The following is a 21,246-nucleotide window of genomic DNA, read 5'->3' on the forward strand; positions in this document are numbered from 1 at the left end:
TATTGGGAGGCTGCTCCAAGGTTCAAGGCGCTAAAATGGATCTCTGGCCAAGAGGCCCACTCGTTATAAGGCCTTGGAGGGTCATGATTTCCGCACTTGCAGACCGCATCCGGGGCCTGGCTTCGCTGTTTTGGCGCGAGGTTGCCAAATTTGGGGCGGTGGGCGGTGTGGCCTTCGTCATCGACAACGGCCTGACGTATTACCTCATGCACGGCCCCATGACGGACAGCGAAGCCAAGGCTCGGTTCGTTGGCGCCACGGTGGCCACCATCTTCTCGTGGATCGCCAACCGGTTCTGGACCTTCCGCCACCGCCGCCAGGACAATGTCCTGCGCGAGTTCGTCATGTTCGTCATTATCAACGGCATCGGCATCGGCATCTCCACCGGGTTCACAGCACTGGCCAAGTACGGGCTCGGCGTCACGGACAAGAACCTGCTGTTCCTGGCCGGTGTGGTGGGCATCCTGGTGGCCACCGTGGTGCGCTTCTTCGCCTACCGCTTCCTCGTGTTCAACAAGGAACTGGACGAAGAGCCGGCGTTCTCGCATGACCACGAGCTCATCGAAGTGCACCACCACGGTGCGCCGGCTGCAGACAACGAGCGGCAGCCCTCCGTAGACGGTCCGGCCAAGTCCTAGGGGCGGTTGCCGCTCCTGTTAGTAGCGCCCCGCGGCCGACGCCTCGCGGCGTCAGTTCCCGTGGATGCGTTCGGCGGCCAGCAGCTTGTCAGTCAGCTGGACGTCCGGGTGGGTGACCACTACGGATCCGTCCTGCTTCCATGCCCCGAGGGCATTCGAAAGCACCGCCTCCAGGCCGTCCGCGGCCGGAATATGCAGCCGAACGCCGTCGTCATGGCTGGCGGCGAATCCCCCCAGCAGGTCCTGCTGGAGGTGCTCACGGCCATCCGATCCTGAAATGGCGCGCGCCAGGGGATCGGGATCGGCATGCGCCAGGAAAACATCTCCGTGCAGGCGCACCTCTGCTGCGTAGTCGAGGCAGCCGCCGACGAGCTCACCCGGCCACTTCATGGCCAGGGCAGGAAGCGCGACGGCGATGACGGCGTCGTAGGTTCCTCCTGCCGGTGCCTGCCCGGCCGCCTTACCGTTCAGCAGGTCGGGGTCGGCAGTGACGAGGAAGTCTGCGCCTCCATCATCCAGGATGGTTTCGAGGCCCAGCTGCCACGCGGCGAGGGCCCACACCATCGACTTCCAGTGCGGGGGCAGGGCCAGCCTGATCTTCATGCCGGGCTCGGCATCGAGCTCATCCTGCAGCAGGTTGCTGGTCTTCGCGACCCAGTTGTCCAGCACCCGGCCGGAAAGTTCCACGCGCTCGCCCTCGGGCCCGTACCACGTCAGCCGCGGGGCGGTGGAGTTGCCTGAGCGGAGGGTGTTCATCAGCTGGATTGCCGGAGTAGTCATGCACCCATCCTGCCACTGGCCGCGGTGGCGGTCATCAGGGTCCGGCTGTCGGGACATCAGTGGCCGTTGGCGCCATGTGAGATCTTTATCACACAAGGTAGTAAGCGGGCTTGCTATTTAGGGTGAAGGGCGCTATTTTCGCGCGGCCGCAGCGATTCCAGCCCGTTTTCCGTCTTTTTGGCCGGTGGGAGCAGGGGCAGCGGCTCCAGCGGGCAGAAATTCCCGGGCGTGGCGTGCACGTAGTTCTCCGAGGTCACTGATTATTATCCCGGCTGCGGCTTGACTCGCCCTAGTTACACACGTGTAATTAGGTATCTAAAGGCAACTGCGTAAATACCGGCACACAACCGAGTGTCCACGTATCCAGGCAGTGGCTGCAACATCAGGAGGGTCGCCGTGGGGCAAGCAGAGCGTATCCAGGAAGATGCCGTCGTGGCCGGACAGGCTACGGCAAGGTACCGTGCGCGGGGGGTGCCCAGCGACTGGTACGTGGATCCCGCCGATCCCGCCGCAGCGGACCGGTACAACAGCAACACCGGCACTGCCCTTGAAGACCAGGCCACCGCATTCCTGGCCGCCCACGAAGCCCTCCTCGATGGCGGCGCGGAGCCGGAAGACGAACTCGACCCGCCCATGGAACTGGCCGCACCGGGAACAGTGCAGCCGGTGTGGATCGGCTTGCCGCTCCAGCAGGACTTCGATGACGAAGGCGAGCTGGGATGGCAGACAGATGCCCTGTGTGCGCAAACCGATCCTGAAGCGTTCTTTCCGGAAAAGGGCGGCTCCACCCGTGACGCCAAGAAGGTCTGCGGTGCGTGCAACGTCCGCTCGCAGTGCCTGGAGTACGCGTTGGCCAATGACGAACGGTTCGGCATCTGGGGAGGCCTTTCCGAGCGTGAGCGCCGACGACTGAGGAAGCGAGCGGTCTAATTCACCAGGATGTCCATGTCACTGCCGTTGTGGTTGCCCACAACGGCAGTGCCTATCTCCCCAGAACGCTTGCAGGATTGGCGGACCAGACCCGGCCCGTCGACTACGCGATAGGCGTCGACACAGGGTCCGGCGATGACTCCCGGCTCCTTCTCGAGAACACGTTGGGCCGAGCCCATGTCGTCTCCCATGATCATGGGAAGGGCGGCATGGGCGCCGCTGTGTCCGCAGCCCTTTCAGAACTGGCCCCGGGCGGAGCAGGCAGGCCCGACGGCAAACCGGAGTGGATCTGGCTGCTGCACGACGACGCCGCCCCCGCCCCGGAAGCCCTGGCTGAACTGCTCGGTGCCGTGGAACGTGCCCCGTCCGTGACCGTGGCCGGCTGCAAGCAACTGGACTGGCACGAGGAACGGAAGCTCATCGACGTCGGGCTGTCCACCAGCAGGTGGGCGGAACGGCTGACGCTCATCGACGCCGACGAGCTGGACCAGGGCCAGTACGACGGCCGCAGTGACACCTTTGCCGTCAACTCGGCGGGAATGCTTGTGCGGCGGGACGTGTGGGATCAGCTGGGCGGGTTCGACCCCGGGCTCCCGGGCACCGGAGATGACGTCGATTTTTGCTGGCGCAACCGCCTGGCTGGGAACCGGGTCGTCGTCGTACCGGCGGCTCGAATGTTCCATGTGGCGCACAGGCCGCACGGCCTGGGCAACCCGGCAGCAGCCAGGAAAGCCCAGGTACACCTGCGGCTGAAGCACGCGCCGCTGTGGATGGTCCCGGTGCACGCCATGGGAGCCTTGCTCGGAAGCCTTTTCAGGCTGGTACTGAGCATCGTGGTGAAGGACCCGGCCCACGGAATAACGCAACTCGCGGCCACCTTCGCCGCCTTGGCCCGGCCCCGGGCCCTTGCGCGGGCAAGGAAATCGGCGCGGCAGACCCGGCGAATCCGCCGGTCCGTCATCCGTAAGCTCCAGACGCCGCGACGGGAAGTCTGGAGCCACCGGCGGTCCCTGATGGAAGCCATTGGCGCGGACGACAACCCCGCAGATGAACTTGAACAGGACCCCCTGGCGCACCAGCCGACGGGTGACTCCGCAGACGATTTCGCCGCACTGGCCACCCGGAAGCGGGGCTGGGTGGGCAACGGTGCCCTGGCCGCCTTTATCATCGCCTCCCTTGCCTCGCTGTTGGGCCTGGCAGGCCTTCTCCGCGCGGAAGCTGTGTCCGGCGGTGGCCTCATCCCCATCTCCACTGGCCTGGGGGACATCTGGCAGAACGCCTCCGGTTGGTGGATCAGCCTTGGTGCGGGACTTCCCGGCCACGGAGACCCTTTCGATTACGTCCTGTGGACCCTGGGGGTCCTGGGCGGCGGCAACGCAAACGCCGCCATGGCGTGGCTCATCATCCTTGGCACGCCACTGTCCGGGCTGACGGCCTGGTTCGCGGCGGGCGGGCTGACCACCCGGCGGCGCCTCCGCCTGGCTGCCGCGCTGTTCTGGTCGGCGGCGCCGGCATTGCAGGTTGCCCTGAACCAGGGGCGGGCCGGAGCACTGCTGGCGCACCTGATGCTTCCTTTGGTCGTGCTGGCCCTGCTGCGGGCCACCGGTTCAGCAGTAGGCCACGGCCGTCATGCGCTGCCCCAGCCGGGCCCACGCCCGGCCGAGAAACCGGCCGTCAGGCCGGGAATCAACGGAACGCCTTCCTGGACCGCCGCGGCCGCGGCAGGACTTGCCCTCGCCGTCACGGTTGCTGCCGCACCTTCCCTCCTGGTCCCGGCAGCCCTGGTCATCATTTTCTGTGGGCTTCGTATGGGCCGCCGCGGCCGCACCGTTTGGTGGGCCCTCCTGCCGAGCGCTGCGTTGTTCATTCCGTTCGGCATGTCAGTGCTGGACAGGCCGCGTGCCCTGCTTGCCGACCCCGGCATGCCCCTGCCTTTTGAGGCTGCCCCGCTCTGGCAGCAGCTCCTGGGCCAGCCGCTGGCGTTCGACCCCGCCAAGGGGCTGGTGGGGCTGCCGCTATTCGAGGACGGCGTGCTGCCGTGGGCCCTCGTGCTGACGGTCCTCCTGGCGGGACCGGTCCTGATCCTTGCCATCTGGGCCCTTCTCGCCCCGGGACGCGGATCGGCGTTGGCGCGGACGTTCTGGGCAGCGGCCACCACAGCGCTGGCCTGCGGATGGCTCGCCACCCAGGTGGCCACCGGGGCCACTGCGGACAGCCTCGTTACCCCGTTCACCGGGCCGGCCGTTTCCGCTGCTGCGTTTGCGTTCCTGGGTGCGGGCCTGCTCGGCGCGGAACGGCTCCTCAACGCAGCGGGCCGGGCGGCCGCCAAGGAACCGCGCCTTGCCGCGGTGGCCAATGCGGCAGTGGCAGTGGGCATGGCGGTCCTCCTGGCGGGACCGCTGGCCGGCATGGCCGCGTGGTCTGCCCAAAACCTGCTCCGGACCGGCACGGCTACTGCGGCCCAGGCCGTTCCCGAAGAATCCGGGACACCCGGGCTGGGTACCGCCAGGCTGGTAGAGGCTGCCGGTACCCGCACCCTTCCAGCCACCGCAATCGACCGCGGGACCGGCGCTGAGCAGACGCGGACACTGCTGATCGGCACCCGCGAGGACGGCACCTATGACGCTTCTCTGATGCGTGGTGCGGGAACCACCCTGGACAGCCTGTCCACCATTGCCTCTGCCCGGAGCATCACGGGGACGGCGGGAGCCGAAACGGTGCGCGGGGACGACGACGTCACGGCGTCCGTCCGCAGGGTAGTGGCCACGCTGGTTGCCGGGCAGGGCGTTGACCCGCGCGAAGACCTTGAGAAGCTCGGCGCCGGATTCGTGGTCCTGCGCTCCGCCGATACGGCGGCCCAACTGACCGCAAGCCGGATGGACGCCGTCCCGGGGCTTGTGGCTGTGGGACAGACGGACGTTGGCTGGCTTTGGCGCATCACGCCCCGGAACCAGTCCGCCACGCAGGCAGCGGAAGTTGCCCACCGTGTCCGGATAACGGACAGCAACGGTGCCACCCTGGCCATGGTGCCGTCGGGCGTGAACGACGTCGACGCATCCGTTGACGGCGGCCCGGAAGGCCGCCTGGTGGTCCTCGCCGAACGCGCCGATGCCGGCTGGACGGCCTGGCTCGATGGCCGGAAACTCACATCCACCACCTCCGGGTGGGCGCAGGCGTTCACGCTGCCGGCTTCGGGCGGGCACCTGACGATCCGCTACGAAAACCCCTGGTCCTGGTGGGTAGGAGCAGCCCAGGTCACCATTATCGGCCTGACGGTGATGCTCGCCATTCCCATGCCGGTCAACAGGCCCAGGACCGGGCTGTCACGCGACGAAGGCGCCCTGCGTAAGGAAAAGCAGAATGCATGAGCACCCCACCCGTCCCGCCGCGGACGAAGCCGGATCCGGAACGGACCCGGACGGACAGCATGGACTGAAAGACTCCGGCACGGCGGACGTCCCCGCCGGCGGAAAGCGGCGGAAAGCGGCCCTTGCCGGGGCTGCCACAGCCGTCCTGGTCCTGGCCTGCGCCGGCGGCGTCGTTGCCGCAGGCTCGCTGCTGCCCAACGCCGCCTCCAGCCGAAGCGTCCAGCCTGCTGCTGCCGCTGTTCCCGCCGGAACCAGCGTGGGTGTGTGCCCGGGCCCGGCCCGCCTCCTGGAGGGCACCGAAGCAGGGACCGATCCTCAGTTCAGCCCCGAGTCGGACACCGCCGCCACCAGCGTGACCGGCGCGGTACTGGGGACGGCGGGGGTGGTACCCGGAAGCCGCTTGTCGCAGCTGGGCGGGGCCGCCGCCGTCGAAATCGCCAAAGCTCCGGGCGCAGCGGCATCCGAAGGTCCGCGGCAGGAACTGCTGGCCGGTACGGTGTCAGGCCGTACGGTGGACTCGGTGTCAGTCCTCAGTGCCGACGCCGTCGCCAACCAGAAGGCCTCCGCAGCGGGGGCCATGGTCTTCAGGGCAACGGACGGTGACCTGCAGGGCTCCGCGGCGGCCAACTGCCTGCAGCCCTCCAACGACCAATGGCTTGCCGGGGCCAGTACCACCGTAGGCCGGACATCGGTGTTGGTCCTGAGTAATGCGTCCAGCAGCCCCGCCACCGTCAGCCTCGAGCTGTTCGGCGGCAAGGGGCAGATCCAGGCGCCGGGAAGCCGTGGCCTGCTGGTGGCGCCGGGAACCACCCGTTCAGTGGTGCTGGCCGGCCTGGCGCCCGGCGAGGAACAGCTGAGTGTCCGTGTCCGCAGCACCGGAGGTCCCATTGCAGCCGCCATCCAGCAGAGCGTCCTGCGCGGCCTAACACCCGGGGGAGTGGATTTCATCACGCCCGGCACCGCACCCGCCGTTCGCCAGGTGATGACCGGTGTGGACATCCAGGACGCTGCCGGCATCGCCGCGCTCACCTCAAAGCCAGGGTATGCGGACGCCGCGCCCGCGCTGGAGATCACCGTCCCGGGGCCGTCCGACGCCGTGGTCGAGGTCAAGCTCCATGGCCGGGACGGCCAGAAGGCGCTGCCCTCCGGAGGCGTGATCACGGCCAAAGCCAATTCCATCACCGAAGTATCCCTGGCAGGGGTACCGGCCGGGAACTACACGGTAGCGGCGTCGTCGGACGTATCCTTCGTGGCGGCAACGCGCATCACCCGCGGGCTGCAGGTAAACCAGCCGTCGGACGTCGCCTGGGCGGCATCCGGAATCCGGCTGGGCAGCCAGCATGTGGTGGCGGTGCCCAGGGGCGGCACCCGCCAGTTGGTATTCGGCGCCCTCGACACGAGAGCCACCATCACCTACGCCGCGATCACCGCCGACGGCAAGGTAAAAGCACCGGCCACCGCCGACATCGCCGGCGGTACAACGGCCTCCATCACCGTCCCCAACGAGGCGGACGGTGCCGAGGTTGTGGGCTACGTGGTTTCCGCCTCCGGCGACGCCGCATACGGCGCGGTCCTGGTCACACAGGATGGCCGCAGCGACGTCTCATCCCTGCCATTCCAGGCCGCAGCCGCCGGCCAGGAAACGGTCCCTGTAGCGCTGGGCTACTGAACCTCCCGACCGTCAGTAACGGCGCCGGTACACCGGGTCCAGGGTTTCGGGCGCCACACCCAGCATCTCGGCTGTGTGCTCCACGACGACGTCGTGAACCATGTCCTGGAGTTCCTCCACTCCCGGGCAGGCCTGCTCTACCACGCGCCGGTAGACCGTGATCAGCGGCCCGTCATCCCCGGCCGCAGGCGTGTAGGCACCCATGGGCGCGGGTGCTCCGGTGGCGGCCAGCACTTCCAGTTCCGGTGGGATTTCATCAACGCCGAACCTGACGCCGTCCAGGGTCTTGCCCCAAATATCGTGCAGCCGCTGGGCCGAGTCCATCACCATGTCATCGAAGCGGTCGCCCCGAGTGCGGTAGCCGGGGTGGGTGGGAAGCATGACTTCCCCGCGCAGGCCACGGCCGTGACGGTTCCGCCGGCGCCGCATGAAGCTCCGGCCGGCTGCGGACGCCCCGGCAGTGGACTCGACATCCGGGTCAGCCAACCGGACCGTCAGGCCTGAATTCTGGTTCGATGACTGCATACATTGACTTTAAACCCGGACCGGGGATTCCGCGACAGATTCGCCCCGCAGCGAAGGCGCGTCCGGGCGTGGGCGCCAATGCGGCGTTTTGGCGTGGGCGCGGAGTAGTCTGGGATGTCGTGGGAGCTATCCGTCAGTGTTCAAGATCTGCCTGCCGCCAGTCGGCGGTGGCCACCCTGACGTATGTGTACGCGGACTCCACCGCTGTCCTGGGTCCGCTTGCCACATACGCAGAACCGCATTGCTATGACCTCTGTGAGCAGCATGCCGACTCGCTGACTGTTCCCCGTGGCTGGGAGGTCCTGCGGCTGGCCATGCCCTCGACTCCACAGCAGCCCGGCCCGGACGATCTCCTTGCCCTGGCCAACGCGGTGCGGGACGCGGCAGCGGTGCCGGCCCAGGCGCCGCAGCAACCCGCGCAACGCAGCCAGCATTCCGCCCTGGAGGCTCCTGCCGGGACCGAAGGGACCAGAAGGGGACACCTGCGCATCCTGCGCGAGCCGTCCTGAGCCATTTCTGGCGGTACGCTGGAACCTGCACACCATTTCCGCTACCGGCGCGAGCGCGCCCGCCAGGGAGCCTGAACCATATGCCAAAAATCAGTTCCGAACTGTTGTCTGTCCTGCGTTGTCCCGTCACGGGCTCGCCCCTGGTGCAGGAAGGCGAGGAACTGGTGGCCACGGCTGCGGGGGCTGACGGCGTGAAGCCCCGCTACGCCATCGAGGACGGCATTCCCCTTCTCCTGCCCCCGGAACTCCTGGCTGCCGCGACGGCTGCCGGGTCCGACCAGCACGACTCCGACCCCGCCGAAGGCGCCGTCCGCTAACCCTGCCCGGCCCCGGTGCATGACTCCCGGAGCCCCGCCCCGCGGACCACGAAACAACTGACCTTTCCAGGCCCTCCGGAAACGCTGATGCGGCCTGTTCATGATTTCCCGGACACAGCAAAGGACCACTCATGACCTTCGATTACAAAGTTGCCGATATCTCCCTGGCAGAGGCCGGCAGGCACCAGATCCGCCTGGCCGAGCACGAAATGCCCGGCCTGATGTCGCTTCGCGAGGAATTCGGCGCCAGCCAGCCGCTGAAGGGCGCCCGGATCGCGGGCTCCCTGCACATGACGGTACAGACCGCCGTGCTGATCGAAACCCTTACCGCGCTCGGTGCCGATGTCCGGTGGGCGTCCTGCAACATCTTCTCCACCCAGGACGAGGCCGCCGCAGCCGTCGTCGTGGGCAAGGGAACCGTCGAAGACCCCCAGGGTGTTCCCGTTTTCGCCTGGAAGGGCGAAACGCTTGAGGAATACTGGTGGACCGCCGAGCAGATCCTCACCTGGCCCGGTGCAGAGACCAACCCGGAGCTCGGCCCCAACATGATCCTCGACGACGGCGGCGACGCCACCATGCTGGTGCACAAAGGCGCCGAATTCGAAGCCCTCGGCGCCGTGCCGGCCGCAGCGGACGACGAATCCGAAGAGGGGCGGGTCTTCCTTGAGGTGCTGCGCGCCTCGCTGCAGAAGGACCCGCAGAAGTGGACCCGGGTTGGCTCGCGCCTGCTGGGGGTTACCGAAGAGACTACGACCGGCGTGCACCGCCTCTACCAGCTCGCCGAACAGGGCAAGCTGCTGTTCCCGGCGATCAACGTCAACGACTCGGTCACCAAGAGCAAGTTCGACAACAAGTACGGCATCCGCCACTCGCTCCCCGACGGCATCAACCGCGCCACGGATGTACTGATGGGCGGCAAGGTCGCCGTCGTCTGCGGCTACGGCGACGTCGGCAAGGGCGCCGCGGAGGCGTTCCGCGGCCAGGGCTCGCGCGTTATCGTCACCGAAATCGACCCGATCTGCGCGCTGCAGGCTGCGATGGACGGCTACCAGGTGGCCACGCTGGAGAGCGTCCTGGCAGAAGGCCACATCTTCATCACCACCACCGGCAACAAGGACGTCATCATGGCCGAGCACATGGCCGGGATGCGCGACAAGGCGATTGTGGGCAACATCGGTCACTTCGACAACGAGATCGACATGGCCGGCCTGGCCCGGATTCCCGGCATCAAGAAGGTCGAGATCAAGCCACAGGTCCACGAGTGGGTCCTCGACGAGGGTACGGACGCGGAGAAGTCCATCATCGTCCTGTCCGAAGGCCGTCTGCTGAACCTCGGAAACGCCACCGGGCACCCCTCCTTCGTGATGAGCAACTCCTTTGCCAACCAGACCATCGCGCAGATCGAACTGTTCACCAAGGCCGGCCAGCCGGAGGGCGAACGCGAGTACGAAAAGCAGGTCTACGTGCTGCCGAAGATCCTCGACGAGAAGGTGGCGCGGTTGCACCTGGACGCCCTCGGTGCGCAGCTGACCGAGCTGACCAAGGAACAGGCTGCCTACCTGGACATCGACGCCGCCGGCCCTTACAAGCCCGAGCACTACCGGTACTAGAAAGCCGCCGCCAACACGCCGTTACCAAGAAGTAAGGTGCCCGGGCGCCCTCCGCGCCCGGGCCGTTACTTCCAGCGCCTAGGATCTGATCATGGAGCCTGAAGTCCAGACCCGCCGTCCCCGGTCCCTCAAGAAGATGCTCATCATCGCCGTGGTGTGCATCCTTGCGGCTGCCGGCGGTGTGTTCGCCGCCGTCGCTCCCGGCCTCGCCGGCGGGGACCTGGAATCCGAAGCGGGGTCCGCTACCCGGACTTCTCCCGGCATCGCCTCACCGGTGGTGGCTGCGGTGAAGTCCGAGGCTTCCCCGGCCAACGGCGCCAAGCAGGTCAACCCCGCGGCCCCAGTGTCCCTGAAGGTCAGCAACGGCACCATCGAGCGGGTGGCGCTGACCAGCACCGCCGGCGAAAAGGTGGACGGCAGCATCGACCCCGCCGGCACCGGATGGACCGCCACCGCGCCGCTGAAGTTCAACACCGACTACAGCTACACGTTCGTGGTGAAGGACGAAGCGGGACGCGAAACGAGCACCACCCAGCAGTTCAGCACCGTCTCCAGCTCGCACGAGGCTGACGCCGCCGTGTACCCGCTGGACGGAATGAAGGTGGGCGTGGGCCAGCCGCTGCAGATCATCTTCAGCGAACCCGTACTCAACCGGGATTCCGTGGAGAAGGCCATCAAGGTCACCAGCAGCGCCGGGCAGGTGGGAGCCTTCCACTGGTACAGCGACAAGATGGTGCGGTACCGGGCGGAAAACTTCTGGGCCGCGAACTCCACTGTCACCATGGACATGCAGATGTTCGGCGTGGACCTGGGCAACGGCCAGATCGCCAACTTCGACAAAAAGGTCAAGGTCAATATCGGGGACAAGAAGGTGGCCGTGGCCGACGCCACCGCACACACCTTCACCCTCAGCGTTAACGACCAGCCGGTGAAGACCCTGCCCGTCAGCATGGGCGACAAGCGGTTCCCCTCAGCCCGCGGTTACGGCGTCCTCATGGAGAAGAACCGGTTCGACCACTTCCGTGCCTCCAGCATCGGGCTGAAACCCGGCGACCCGGCCTACTACGGTGACGTGGATGTGGAGTACACCATCAGGCTGACGCTCAGCGGGGCTTACATCCACCAGGCGCTTGAGTCCGCCTTCCCGTATATCGGCAATACCAACGTCTCGCACGGCTGCATCGGGTTCGCCCCCGACGGCGCCGCCTGGGTCTTCGACAACATGGGCACCGGAGACGTGGTAAACATCATCAACACCGAGGGCGACTACGCCGCCCACGATGACGGGTACGGCGACTGGAACATCCCCTGGGCTGAGTACGACAACTGACGTCAGCTGCCGAAAGGCAGCCGCTGCAGCCGTTCGCCGACCTCCGTGTTGCGTTGGCGCTGCCGGGCCAGTTTGGTAAGTTCCCGGTTCCGCCGCTCGGCCACGACGGCGGCCAGGTAGTCGTCGGGGCCGGTTCCCGGCGGTGGCCCGGGTGCCACATGGGCCGCCAGTTCGGTGGCGATGGACGCGGCCATGCCTGCCCGGGAAAGCGGCGCCATCCTGGCGGCCTGCCGGATGAACTGGGAAGCCCGGCGTGCGGTGGCATCCGGGATTCGGCCGATATCCGCCGTCCGGGCCCAGGCCTGCAGGCCCGGCGGGATGGAGACTGGAACCGGGCGCTCGGCAGCCACCCGGGTGCGGACTGCGTAGGTGCCCGCCATCAGGTCGCCCAGCCGCCGGGACTTGTCGTTGAAGAGTGCCACGGCAAGGGCCAGGCCGCCGAAAGTCAGGTAGACCTCGAGGAACCCGGCCAGACCGCGGATCAGGGCGTGCCGGAAGCGGATGGCGCCGCCGTCGTCCCGCACCACCCGGAGGCCAGCGGCCAGCTTGCCCAGGGACAGGCCGCGGCTCAGTGTTTCCAGCCCCACCGGGACAATCACCAGGCAGAGGACCACGCTGCACAGGACCAGCGCGCGCATGGCGGACTCATCCAGGCCCTCGCCGGCGGTGGCGAGGCCGATCAGGATAACCACCAGAAGGACCACGTTGAAGAGGACGTCGAGGAACAGGCCCAGGGCGCGCGCTGCGAAGGAGGCGGGGCGCAGCTCCAGGACCACGGCCTCACCGGTGATGATCGAACCCACGTGCGTATCCGTTTCCTCGCGGCCTATGGTGCAGTCCGTCAAAGTCTAGTGCGGTGCCGCTAGTCTGGTGCCGTGGATATGGACGCCTTCTCCGCCGTCAACGCGGACAAGTGGTCGCGGCTGCACGAGCTTGCCCACAAGGGCAAGCTCAGCGGACCGGAGGCCGATGAGTTGCTTGCCCTGTACCAGGCCACATCCGCCCATCTTTCCCTAATACGTTCTGTAGCTCCGGAAAGCGGCCTGTCCGCATCGCTGTCGGCCACGCTGGCGCAGGCAAGGACACGGTTCACCGGTGCACGGTCCAACCCAATGGCGGACTTGAAGCGGTTCTTTGTCCTGGCGCTTCCGGCGGCGTTCTACCGCCTGGCGTGGCTGACCCTCGCCTGCGGGGCTGCGTTCCTTGTCATTGGCGCCGCCTACGCCATCTGGATCGGAACGTCGCCCGAGGCCCTGCGCGCAGTGGCCTCCGAGGCTGCAGCCAAGCAGTACGTCGAAGAGGACTTCATTGACTACTACTCGGAGAACCCTGCTGCTTCCTTTGCGGGCGCGGTGTGGACCAATAACGCCTGGATCAGCGCCCAGGCTGTTGCGCTGGGCATTACCGGTGTGTGGGTGCCCATCATCCTCTTCACCAATGCCCAGGGCGTCGGAGTGGCGGCGGGCATCTTTGCCGCTGCCGGCAAGTCGGACGTCTTTTTCAGCTACATCCTGCCGCACGGCCTGATGGAACTTACCGCCGTCTTTATTGCCTGTGCCGCAGGCCTGCGGATCTTCTGGGCCATGGTGTCGCCGGGGCCACGGACCAGGCTGCGGGCTGTGGCGGAGGAAGGCAGGTCCCTGGTCACTGTGGCGCTGGGGCTGGTCCTGGTGCTCTTCGTGTCCGGCCTCGTGGAAGGGTTCATTACCCCCAGTCCGCTCCCGGTTTGGGCGAAGATTGCCATCGGCGCCGCGGTGCTGGCCTGCTACTGGACGTACGCCCTGGTCTGGGGCCGCCGCGCCTACCTGGCGGGGGAGCGGGGCGACCTGCGACGCGAGGATGCGGGCTATGCGGAAATCGCTGCCTGAATCGTTGTAATTGCTCCGGGGTGGTTCCTCGCCCGCGTCAAGGAGCGGGCGGTAGGCTCGACACCAGATGAAGCGCGCCGGCCTATCCCAGCGCGGCGCGGACACCCCAACGGAAGTGACGCTGTTGTGAAAGACGAGACACCGGCCCGCGCCAAAAACGCCCAGCCGCAGCCCGAACCTTTCCTGGATACGTCAGGGGACTCGGACGAGCCCGCCTTCTCCTGGATGGCGGCGGGCAACGGCGACACCGCCAAGGACACCACGGCGCGGGAGCGCTCCGTCAATGGCGGCACCGGAAAGGAAACCCCGGCACCGGAGCGCACCGCGGAGGGCGCCGCGAAGGAGACCCCGACGCCGTCACGCACCTCGGAGGGGGAGGCCACGGAAGGCGCGGCCGCGCCCGTGGGCCAGCAGCCGGACAGCAGGTCCGGCCGCCGCGCCGCCGAGGCCGCCGACGAACCAGCCGCCCAAAAATCCGCGGCCGTGCAGTCCAATGCCGCCGGGACGTCCGCCGCAGGATCCTCTGCTGCCGCGCAATCCGCCACAGCACAGCCTGCCACCGGCAAGCCTTCAGGGAAGGGCGACGGCGCGGCGTTCCGCGAGCCGCTCCCCACCTCCGCGCTTTCGGTCCGCCCACCCGAAGAGGAAGTGGAGCGGCGCAACGCCGAGCGTGAGAGCGCGGCCAACGCCAAGCCCGTGGCACCGCGGGTCATGCAGGTCCTTCTTGCCATCTTCTTCCCGGTGGTCCTGCTGGTGCTCGCTGTCCGCGCAGTCACCAGCCCGCTGTTCCTGTGGATCGAATACAATCGCCCGGGGTTTCCCGGCGACGGCTACGGGTTCAGCACGGACGACAGGATGACCTACGGCTCCTACGCCGTCGACTATCTGAGCAACTGGGCCGGCCCGCGCTACCTCGGTGACCTGGTGCACCGCAGCGGCGACAAACTGTTCAAGGACGGCGAAGTCAGCCATATGGCGGACGTCAAGACCGTGATCCTTTCCACCTTCGGAGCAGGCACCCTGCTGTTGGTCCTGGGCGTCATCGCCGCCCTGTATTTGCGCAAGCGCAGCGCCGGGGGAGTCCGGCGGGGCCTCTTTGCGGGCTCCATTGTCACGCTGGTCCTCATCCTGGGACTCGGCACACTGGCGTTCCTGGGCTGGCAGCAGTTCTTCACCGAGTTCCACCGGATCTTCTTCGCGGATGGATCCTGGACCTTCAGCCTTGATGACACCCTGATCCGGCTGTTCCCCGGCCAGTTCTGGATGGACGCAGGCATCGTGATCGGGGGCCTGGTGCTCCTTGTGTCGCTGGTGACCCTCATCCTCACGTGGCCGACGCGCCGCCGGCGCGGCGTGGCCCGGACCGCGGAGGAGACCACGGAGCCCGCTCAGGCGTAAAGCTTGGCCACCTCGGCGTCGAAATCGCGCACGACGGCGGACCGCTTCAGTTTGAGGGACGGCGTCAGGTGCCCGGATTCCATGGTGAACTCGGTGTCCAGGAGTGCGAACCGACGGATGGACTCTGCTTTTGAGACCATCAGGTTGGCCTGGTCCACGGCTTCCTGTACAGCAGCCAGGACCTCCGCGTCCGTGACGGCGGCCTGCCGCTCAAGCGGCTGCTTGCCGTGCTCTGACCGCCAGTTCGCCAATCCTTCCGGGTCAAGCGTGATCAGGGCGGACACGTATTTCCGGCCGTCGCCCACCACCACGGCGTGACCCACCAGCTGGTGTGCCCTGATGGCGTCCTCCAGCGGCCCCGGGGCCACGTTCTTCCCGCCGGCGGTGACCAGGATGTCCTTCTTCCTGCCGGTGACTGTCAGGAAGCCGTCAGAGTCCAGTTCCCCCAGATCCCCCGTGCGGAAGAAACCATCCACGAATGCCTCGGCGTTAGCCTGCGGATTGTTGTGGTAGCCCTTGAAGACACCGATGCCCTTGACCAGGATCTCGCCGTCCTGGGCCACCCTGATGGTGGTGCCCGGGATGGGAATGCCCACGGAGCCGACGCGGGTCCGGGTGGGGGTGTTGGCCGTGCACGGCGCGGTGGTTTCGGTGAGTCCGTACCCTTCCAGCACCGGGATGCCGGCGCCGCGGAAGAAGTGTGCGTCCTCCAATGAAAGGTGGCTGGCTCCGGATACGGTGTAGCCCACCTGGCCGCCGAGTGCCTGGCGCAGCCGGGGATAAAGCAGCCGGTCGAAAAGGCCGTGCCGGACCCGCAGGACGAACCCGGGACCGGACCCTGCTCCGCGGTTTTTACGGTCCTGCTCCGTGGAATAGGCGATCGCTGCTGCCGCCGCCGCCTGGAAAAGCCGGCCCTTCCCGGCCACCGCGGCTTTGTGCGCTGCGGTGGCCCTGACCTTCTCAAAGATCCGGGGTACCACCAGCAGGAAGGTGGGCCGGAACGTTCCCAGGTCCTCCAGCAGCTGCGCGGCGCCAGGGGTGTGTCCCAGGGTGGCTCCGGCGGAGAGGCAGATTACCTGCACGGCACGGGCAAGGACGTGGGCCAGGGGAAGGAACATCAGGGTCCTGGACTGGCCCTGGCCCAGGACTTCCGGCAGGAACGCCACAATATTCCGGGCCACCAGCGCGAAGTTGCCGTGGGTGATCTCGCAGCCCTTGGGGTTGCCGGTGGTGCCCGATGTGTAGACGAGGGACGCGACGTCGTCGAGGCCTGCCCTGCTCCTTTGCCGTTCAAGCTCGGCGTCGCTGACTCCCGCCCCCGCCGCCGCAACGCTGGCAAGGTGGGGTGCTTCGCCGTCGTAATCCATGCGGATGACGTTGACCAGGCGGTCCCGGAGCGTGGACGAGCCGGCCACCACGCCGGTGACGAGATCCGCCGTGGCCTGGTCCTGGACAAAAACGCGCCGCGCTCCGGCGTCCTGGAGGATCCAGTCCACCTGGCTGGCTGACGACGTTTCGTAGATGGGCACCGTGACTCCGCCGGCAAACCAGATGGCGAAGTCCACCAGGGTCCACTCGTACGAGGTGGCCGACATGACGGCGACGGTGTCGCCCGGTTCCAGCCCGCCGGCGATCAGCCCCTTGGCCAGGGCGCTGACGTCCTGCAGGAATTTTCCGGCCGGTACATCCACCCACCCGTTGGGCCCTTTGCGCCGGTACAGGGCATGGGCGGGGTTGGCGGCGTGCCGTTCCAGCAAAAGGTCGGTTACGTTGCTGGCGGCGTCCAGCCCGACCAGCAGTTCAGTGCTTGCTTCTCTCACAACAGGTCTCCGTTCCGCGGCCAGGCCGCGGCAGCAGCGTCCATTGGGGGTCTGATGCCATCCTGCCCTAGATCCATGACGGCATCCACATGCGGACCTTCCATGCGTCGTAGGGGATGACCTCGGCCGCCCATACGGGGTAGAAGAAGGCCGACAGCAGAACGGCTGCGGCCACGAACAGTGCCACCAGGTACAGCCCCGAACGGCGCCGCCACGGCGGATCGGATGACCTGCCGAGGACCAGGCCCAGGCAATAGGCGAGGGACAGCACCAGGAACGGCTCGAAGGACACCGCATAGAAATAGAACATTGTCCGGTCCGGATACATGAACCACGGCAGGTACCCTGCGGCAACGCCGGCCAGTATGGCGCCGGCGCGCCAGTCACGCCGGCCGGCCCACCAGAACAGCAGGACGACCAGGGAGATGGCCGCAGCCCACCAGATCAGGGGATTGCCCACCGACAGGATGGCCGAGGTGCACTTGGCGACGTCGCAGCCGGGGGTGCCCTGCTGGGGGGATTCATAGAAGAACGACGTCGGCCGGCCCAGTACCAGCCAGCTCCAGGCGCTTGCCTCGTAAGGGTGCTCGGAACTGAGGCCCTGGTGGAAGGTGTAGGCCTCCTGGTGGTAATGGGCGAGTGACCGCACAGCGTCAGGCAACCAGCCCCACGTCGCGGAGGGGTTGTTTTCCGCCCAATGCCGGAAGTAGCCGTTGTCGGACCGGAACCAGCCGGTCCACGTCAGCGAATAGACAGCGGCGGCCACGGGAACCGTGCTGAAGAACGCGGGAAGGCCGTCCTTGATGATTCCGCCGCTGACCCAGCCCCGGATGCCTGCCACCCGCCGGGCATTCAGGTCCCAGAAGACGGTGAGCAGGCCGAACCCCGCCAGGAAGAACAGTCCGGACCACTTGGTACCGACAGCCAGTCCAAGGCAAACACCGGCAGTGATGCGCCACCAGCGGACGCCAAGCCACGGGCCGGACAGCAGTTCCGCCACCGGCGGACGTCCGCCATTGCGTGCTGCGGCAGCGGCCAGCCGGGCGGCGAGCCTCCGACGGCCATCGTCCCGGTCCATCAGGAGCGCCCCGAAGGCCGCCAGGACCCAGAACATCAGGAAGATGTCCAGCAGTGAGGTGCGGGACATGACCAAGTGGTGGCCGTCCACCGCCAGGAGCAAGCCTGCGGCTCCGGCCAGTGGAAGGGACCGGAACAGCTTGAGCGCGATGAGCGAGACCAGCAGGACTGACAGGGTTCCGGTCAGGGCTGCTGCGAAGCGCCAGCCGAACGGGTTGTCAGAGCCGAAGAGCGCCATCCCCGCGGCGATCATCCACTTACCCACCGGCGGATGGACCACGTATTCCGGGGAGTTCAGCAGGACATCCGGGTTGCCGGCGTTGAAGGAGTCGTTCGCCTTGTCCGGCCAGCTGCGCTCGTAGCCGCTGATGAGGTAGGAGTAAGCGTCCTTGACATAGTAGGTCTCGTCGAAGACCAGCTTGTGCGGGGCATCCAGGCGGAAGAAGCGGAGGATTCCCGCCACCACCGCCGTGAAGACAGGCACAAGGATGAACCAGATCCGCAGCGAGGGCGGGTACTCCCGCCACGACCGGACGCTGCCCAGCAGCCGCGCCCGGAGTCCGTCGATGCTGAAAGCTTCCTCCGGCCTGACAACCCACGGCCTGGACCTGCCGCGCCCCAACCGGAACGGACCCTGCTCCGCAACCTCGGAAAGGGTGCCTGGAGACGCCGCTGGAGCGGGTTGTCCGGCTCCGGATTCTCCGGCTCCCGGCCGCCGCGTCGAGGTCTGCGTCACGAGCCCCATGCTACCTTTTGCGGCTGGCAGTCCTTCCCAGCAGTAGGCTGGTGGCGTGGATTCTTCCCCCAGCACCTCTCCCGCCGCCGGCCCTGCTGCCCCCGGGCGCATTGTCCTTGCCGCCACGCCCATCGGAAATGTCGGCGACGCCTCCGCCCGCCTGGTTGAGCTGCTGGGGACAGCGGACATTGTTGCCGCGGAGGACACCCGCCGCCTGCACCGCCTGGTCCAGAGCCTCGGCATCAGTGTGGCCGGAAGGATCATCAGCTACCACGAACACAACGAAGCGACCCGGACCGCCGAGCTCCTTGACCAGGTCCGGTTGGGCAGCACCCTGGTCATGGTGACCGACGCCGGGATGCCGTCGGTTTCCGATCCCGGGTTCCGGCTGGTGGAGGGCGCCGTGGCCGCCGGTCTGACGGTCACCGCTGTCCCCGGCCCGTCTGCCGTCCTGACTGCCCTGGCGCTGTCCGGCCTGCCGACCGACCGGTTCTGCTTCGAGGGGTTCCTGCCGCGGAAAGCCGGTGAACGCGCCGGACGGCTGGCAGACCTCGCCGGTGAGCGCAGGACTATGGTGTTTTTCGAAGCGCCGCACCGGCTTGAAGCCATGCTCCGCGCGCTGCGTGAGCGTTTCGGCCCGGACCGGCCCGTCGCCGTCTGCCGCGAGCTGACCAAGACGTATGAGGAAGTGATCCGGGGCTCCCTCGACGAGCTGCTGCACTGGGCCGAAAGCAACGAGGTCCGCGGGGAAATTGCCGTAGTCCTCGGTGGCGCGCCGGAGCAGGCCGCCGGTACGCCGAAGGACCACGTGGCGGCGGTGAACGAACTGGTGGCCCAGGGCATCAGGCTCAAGGAAGCCGTGGCCGCGGTTGCGGAGGACGTCAGGGTCAGCAAACGCGAGCTGTATTCGGCCGTGCTTGCCGCCCGCTGAGGGCACTTCCAACCCGTGTGGCCCACAGTCCGAAAGTGCTGTGCAGCTGCACAGTAAACCCGTTATTGGGCAGTGCGCCGGAGCGTAGACCCCTCCTTCGTGCCCGCAGTAGTGTGACAGTTAATCGGCCTCCGACGCTCCGCCTCTACGGCAGGACACCATGGCCGCCACAACCCTACTGACGAGGGAGTCATCGTGACTGTTACTGCACAGGCCGCTGTTACCGCCGACCGTGAAAGCCGGCTTCTGGCCTCCGTTCCCACCGGTTTGCTGATCAATGGCGAGTGGCGTGATGCCGCTTCCGGCAAGACGTTCGACGTCGAGGATCCCGCCACCGGCAAGGTGCTGCTGAGCATTGCCGACGCCGGCGCCGAGGATGGTGCCGCGGCCCTGGACGCTGCGGTGGCTGCGCAGGAGTCCTGGGCAAAGGTTCCGCCGCGGGAGCGTGGGGAGATCCTGCGCCGGGCTTTCGAGCTTGTGACTGAGCGTGCCGAGGACTTCGCGCTGCTGATGACCATGGAGATGGGCAAGCCCCTGGCCGAGGCCCGCGGCGAGGTCACCTACGGTGCAGAGTTCCTGCGCTGGTTCTCCGAGGAAGCTGTCCGCGCGTTCGGCCGCTACTCCGTGGCCCCGGACGGCAAATCCCGCCTGCTGGTAACCAAGAAGCCCGTTGGCCCGTGCCTGCTGATCACGCCGTGGAACTTCCCGCTGGCCATGGCCACCCGCAAGATCGCGCCGGCCGTTGCCGCCGGCTGCACCATGGTCCTGAAATCGGCCAACCTGACGCCGCTGACGTCGCAGCTGTTCGCGGCCGTGATGCAGGAAGCCGGGCTGCCCGCCGGTGTCCTGAACGTCATTCCGACCTCCACCGCCGGTGCCACGACCGGTCCGCTGATCAAGGATGCCCGGCTGCGGAAGCTTTCCTTCACCGGATCCACCGAAGTGGGCCGCCGGCTGCTTTCCGATGCGTCAGAAACCGTGCTCCGGACCTCGATGGAGCTCGGCGGCAACGCTCCGTTCGTCGTCTTCGACGATGCTGACCTGGATGCGGCCGTCGCCGGTGCCATGCTGGCCAAGCTGCGCAACATGGGTGAGGCCTGCACCGCTGCCAACCGGTTTATCGTGCACGAATCCGTGGCCACCGAATTCGCGGAGAAGTTCGCCGCGAAGATGAAGGAGATGACCACCGCCCGCGGCACCGAGCCCGAGTCCAAAGTGGGCCCGCTGATCGATGCCAAGAGCCGGGACAAGGTGCACGAACTGGTTTCCGACGCCGTTGCCTCCGGCGCGAAGGCTGTCCTGGGCGGCGCGCCGGTGGACGGCCCGGGCTACTTCTACCAGCCCACCATCCTCGCCGGCGTCACCGAGGGCACCCGGATCCTGTCGGAAGAGATCTTCGGCCCGGTAGCCCCCATCATCACGTTCTCCAGCGAGGACGACGCCGTACGCCTGGCCAACAACACCGAATATGGCCTGGTGGCGTACGTCTTCACCAAGGACCTCAACCGGGGCATCCGGATGGGTGAACGGCTCGAAACCGGCATGCTCGGCCTGAACGCCGGCGTGATTTCCAACGCCGCGGCACCCTTCGGGGGCGTCAAGCAGTCCGGCCTGGGCCGTGAAGGCGGGCTCGAAGGCATCGAGGAGTACCTCTACACCCAGTACATCGGCATCGCCGACCCCTACGCCGGCTGATCCCCTCCGCCGGAAAAGGGCCGGCGAACGTGGCGGGATCGCCGC

17 protein-coding genes are annotated in these 21,246 nt (G+C 67.3%); 12 read left to right on the top strand and 5 right to left on the bottom strand.

The window, feature by feature from the left end; translation table 11 throughout:
• The first annotated feature begins 83 nt into the window (after positions 1-83).
• Complete coding sequence (locus tag ACHL_RS06335) at positions 84-638, top strand: GtrA family protein (RefSeq protein WP_015936475.1); 555 nt, start codon at positions 84-86, stop codon at positions 636-638.
• 51 nt (positions 639-689) lie between these two features.
• Here the strand turns inward: ACHL_RS06335 and ACHL_RS06340 are convergent, their stop codons facing one another.
• Positions 690-1,418, bottom strand: coding sequence for a TIGR03089 family protein (locus ACHL_RS06340; protein WP_015936476.1), 729 nt, complete (start codon positions 1,416-1,418; stop codon positions 690-692).
• 396 nt (positions 1,419-1,814) lie between these two features.
• Between ACHL_RS06340 and ACHL_RS23765 the strand changes: the two genes are divergently transcribed.
• Genes ACHL_RS23765 through ACHL_RS06355 form a run of 3 tightly spaced genes read left to right on the top strand, consistent with a single transcriptional unit; the run spans position 1,815 to position 7,385 of the window.
• Entirely contained in the window at positions 1,815-2,348 is a 534-nt protein-coding gene (locus tag ACHL_RS23765) for a WhiB family transcriptional regulator (protein WP_015936477.1), read from the top strand.
• A gap of 29 nt (positions 2,349-2,377) precedes the next feature.
• Positions 2,378-5,716 (top strand): glycosyltransferase, encoded by a 3,339-nt coding sequence (locus ACHL_RS06350; protein WP_015936478.1) that lies wholly within the window; start codon positions 2,378-2,380, stop codon positions 5,714-5,716.
• Positions 5,709-7,385 carry a DUF5719 family protein gene (locus tag ACHL_RS06355; RefSeq protein ID WP_015936479.1) on the top strand — a complete coding sequence of 559 codons (1,677 nt, stop codon included), beginning with the start codon at positions 5,709-5,711 and terminating at the stop codon, positions 7,383-7,385. The genes ACHL_RS06350 and ACHL_RS06355 overlap by 8 nt, the downstream gene beginning before the upstream one ends.
• A 12-nt stretch (positions 7,386-7,397) precedes the next feature.
• Here ACHL_RS06355 and ACHL_RS06360 read toward each other — a convergent pair whose 3' ends face one another.
• Positions 7,398-7,910, bottom strand: coding sequence for a metallopeptidase family protein (locus ACHL_RS06360; RefSeq protein WP_015936480.1), 513 nt, complete (start codon positions 7,908-7,910; stop codon positions 7,398-7,400).
• Between the two features lie 119 nt (positions 7,911-8,029).
• Between ACHL_RS06360 and ACHL_RS06365 the strand changes: the two genes are divergently transcribed.
• The 4 genes from ACHL_RS06365 to ACHL_RS06380 all read left to right on the top strand — a co-directional run bounded on the left by ACHL_RS06365 (position 8,030) and on the right by ACHL_RS06380 (position 11,676).
• The gene (locus ACHL_RS06365) at positions 8,030-8,419 is read left to right on the top strand and encodes a DUF3499 domain-containing protein (RefSeq protein ID WP_015936481.1); all 390 of its coding nucleotides are present in this window, start codon (positions 8,030-8,032) and stop codon (positions 8,417-8,419) included.
• Positions 8,420-8,499: 80 nt separating this feature from the next.
• Complete coding sequence (locus ACHL_RS06370; protein WP_015936482.1) at positions 8,500-8,736, top strand: Trm112 family protein; 237 nt, start codon at positions 8,500-8,502, stop codon at positions 8,734-8,736.
• A 131-nt stretch (positions 8,737-8,867) separates the two neighbouring features.
• On the top strand, positions 8,868-10,346 hold the full coding sequence (ahcY, locus tag ACHL_RS06375) for an adenosylhomocysteinase (RefSeq protein ID WP_015936483.1): 1,479 nt from the start codon (positions 8,868-8,870) through the stop codon (positions 10,344-10,346).
• Positions 10,347-10,437: 91 nt separating this feature from the next.
• On the top strand, positions 10,438-11,676 hold the full coding sequence (locus ACHL_RS06380) for a L,D-transpeptidase (RefSeq protein WP_015936484.1): 1,239 nt from the start codon (positions 10,438-10,440) through the stop codon (positions 11,674-11,676).
• Positions 11,677-11,678: 2 nt separating this feature from the next.
• Here the strand turns inward: ACHL_RS06380 and ACHL_RS06385 are convergent, their stop codons facing one another.
• Positions 11,679-12,479: an RDD family protein gene (locus tag ACHL_RS06385; RefSeq protein ID WP_015936485.1), complete on the bottom strand. Its 801-nt coding sequence runs from the start codon at positions 12,477-12,479 to the stop codon at positions 11,679-11,681.
• A 72-nt stretch (positions 12,480-12,551) separates the two neighbouring features.
• Between ACHL_RS06385 and ACHL_RS06390 the strand changes: the two genes are divergently transcribed.
• Together ACHL_RS06390 and ACHL_RS06395 are read left to right on the top strand one after the other, a co-directional pair.
• The gene (locus ACHL_RS06390; protein WP_208858424.1) at positions 12,552-13,544 is read left to right on the top strand and encodes a stage II sporulation protein M; all 993 of its coding nucleotides are present in this window, start codon (positions 12,552-12,554) and stop codon (positions 13,542-13,544) included.
• 126 nt (positions 13,545-13,670) lie between these two features.
• Positions 13,671-14,942 (top strand): TIGR01906 family membrane protein, encoded by a 1,272-nt coding sequence (locus ACHL_RS06395; RefSeq protein WP_015936487.1) that lies wholly within the window; start codon positions 13,671-13,673, stop codon positions 14,940-14,942.
• Here ACHL_RS06395 and ACHL_RS06400 read toward each other — a convergent pair.
• A complete protein-coding gene (locus ACHL_RS06400; RefSeq protein ID WP_015936488.1) occupies positions 14,933-16,762 on the bottom strand; it encodes an AMP-dependent synthetase/ligase in 1,830 nt (609 codons plus the stop codon). The genes ACHL_RS06395 and ACHL_RS06400 overlap by 10 nt on opposite strands.
• Before the next feature lie 67 nt (positions 16,763-16,829).
• Positions 16,830-18,584 (bottom strand): dolichyl-phosphate-mannose--protein mannosyltransferase, encoded by a 1,755-nt coding sequence (locus tag ACHL_RS06405; protein WP_015936489.1) that lies wholly within the window; start codon positions 18,582-18,584, stop codon positions 16,830-16,832.
• A gap of 46 nt (positions 18,585-18,630) precedes the next feature.
• On the opposite strand from ACHL_RS06405, the gene rsmI reads away from it, so the two are divergent.
• Both rsmI and ACHL_RS06415 read left to right on the top strand, forming a co-directional pair.
• On the top strand, positions 18,631-19,506 hold the full coding sequence (gene rsmI / locus ACHL_RS06410) for a 16S rRNA (cytidine(1402)-2'-O)-methyltransferase (RefSeq protein WP_015936490.1): 876 nt from the start codon (positions 18,631-18,633) through the stop codon (positions 19,504-19,506).
• Positions 19,507-19,701: 195 nt separating this feature from the next.
• Positions 19,702-21,201, top strand: coding sequence for an NAD-dependent succinate-semialdehyde dehydrogenase (locus ACHL_RS06415; protein ID WP_015936491.1), 1,500 nt, complete (start codon positions 19,702-19,704; stop codon positions 21,199-21,201).
• The last annotated feature ends 45 nt before the right edge of the window (positions 21,202-21,246 follow it).

It is taken from the genome of Pseudarthrobacter chlorophenolicus A6 (genome assembly GCF_000022025.1).
Taxonomy (GTDB): Bacteria; Actinomycetota; Actinomycetes; order Actinomycetales; family Micrococcaceae; genus Arthrobacter; species Arthrobacter chlorophenolicus.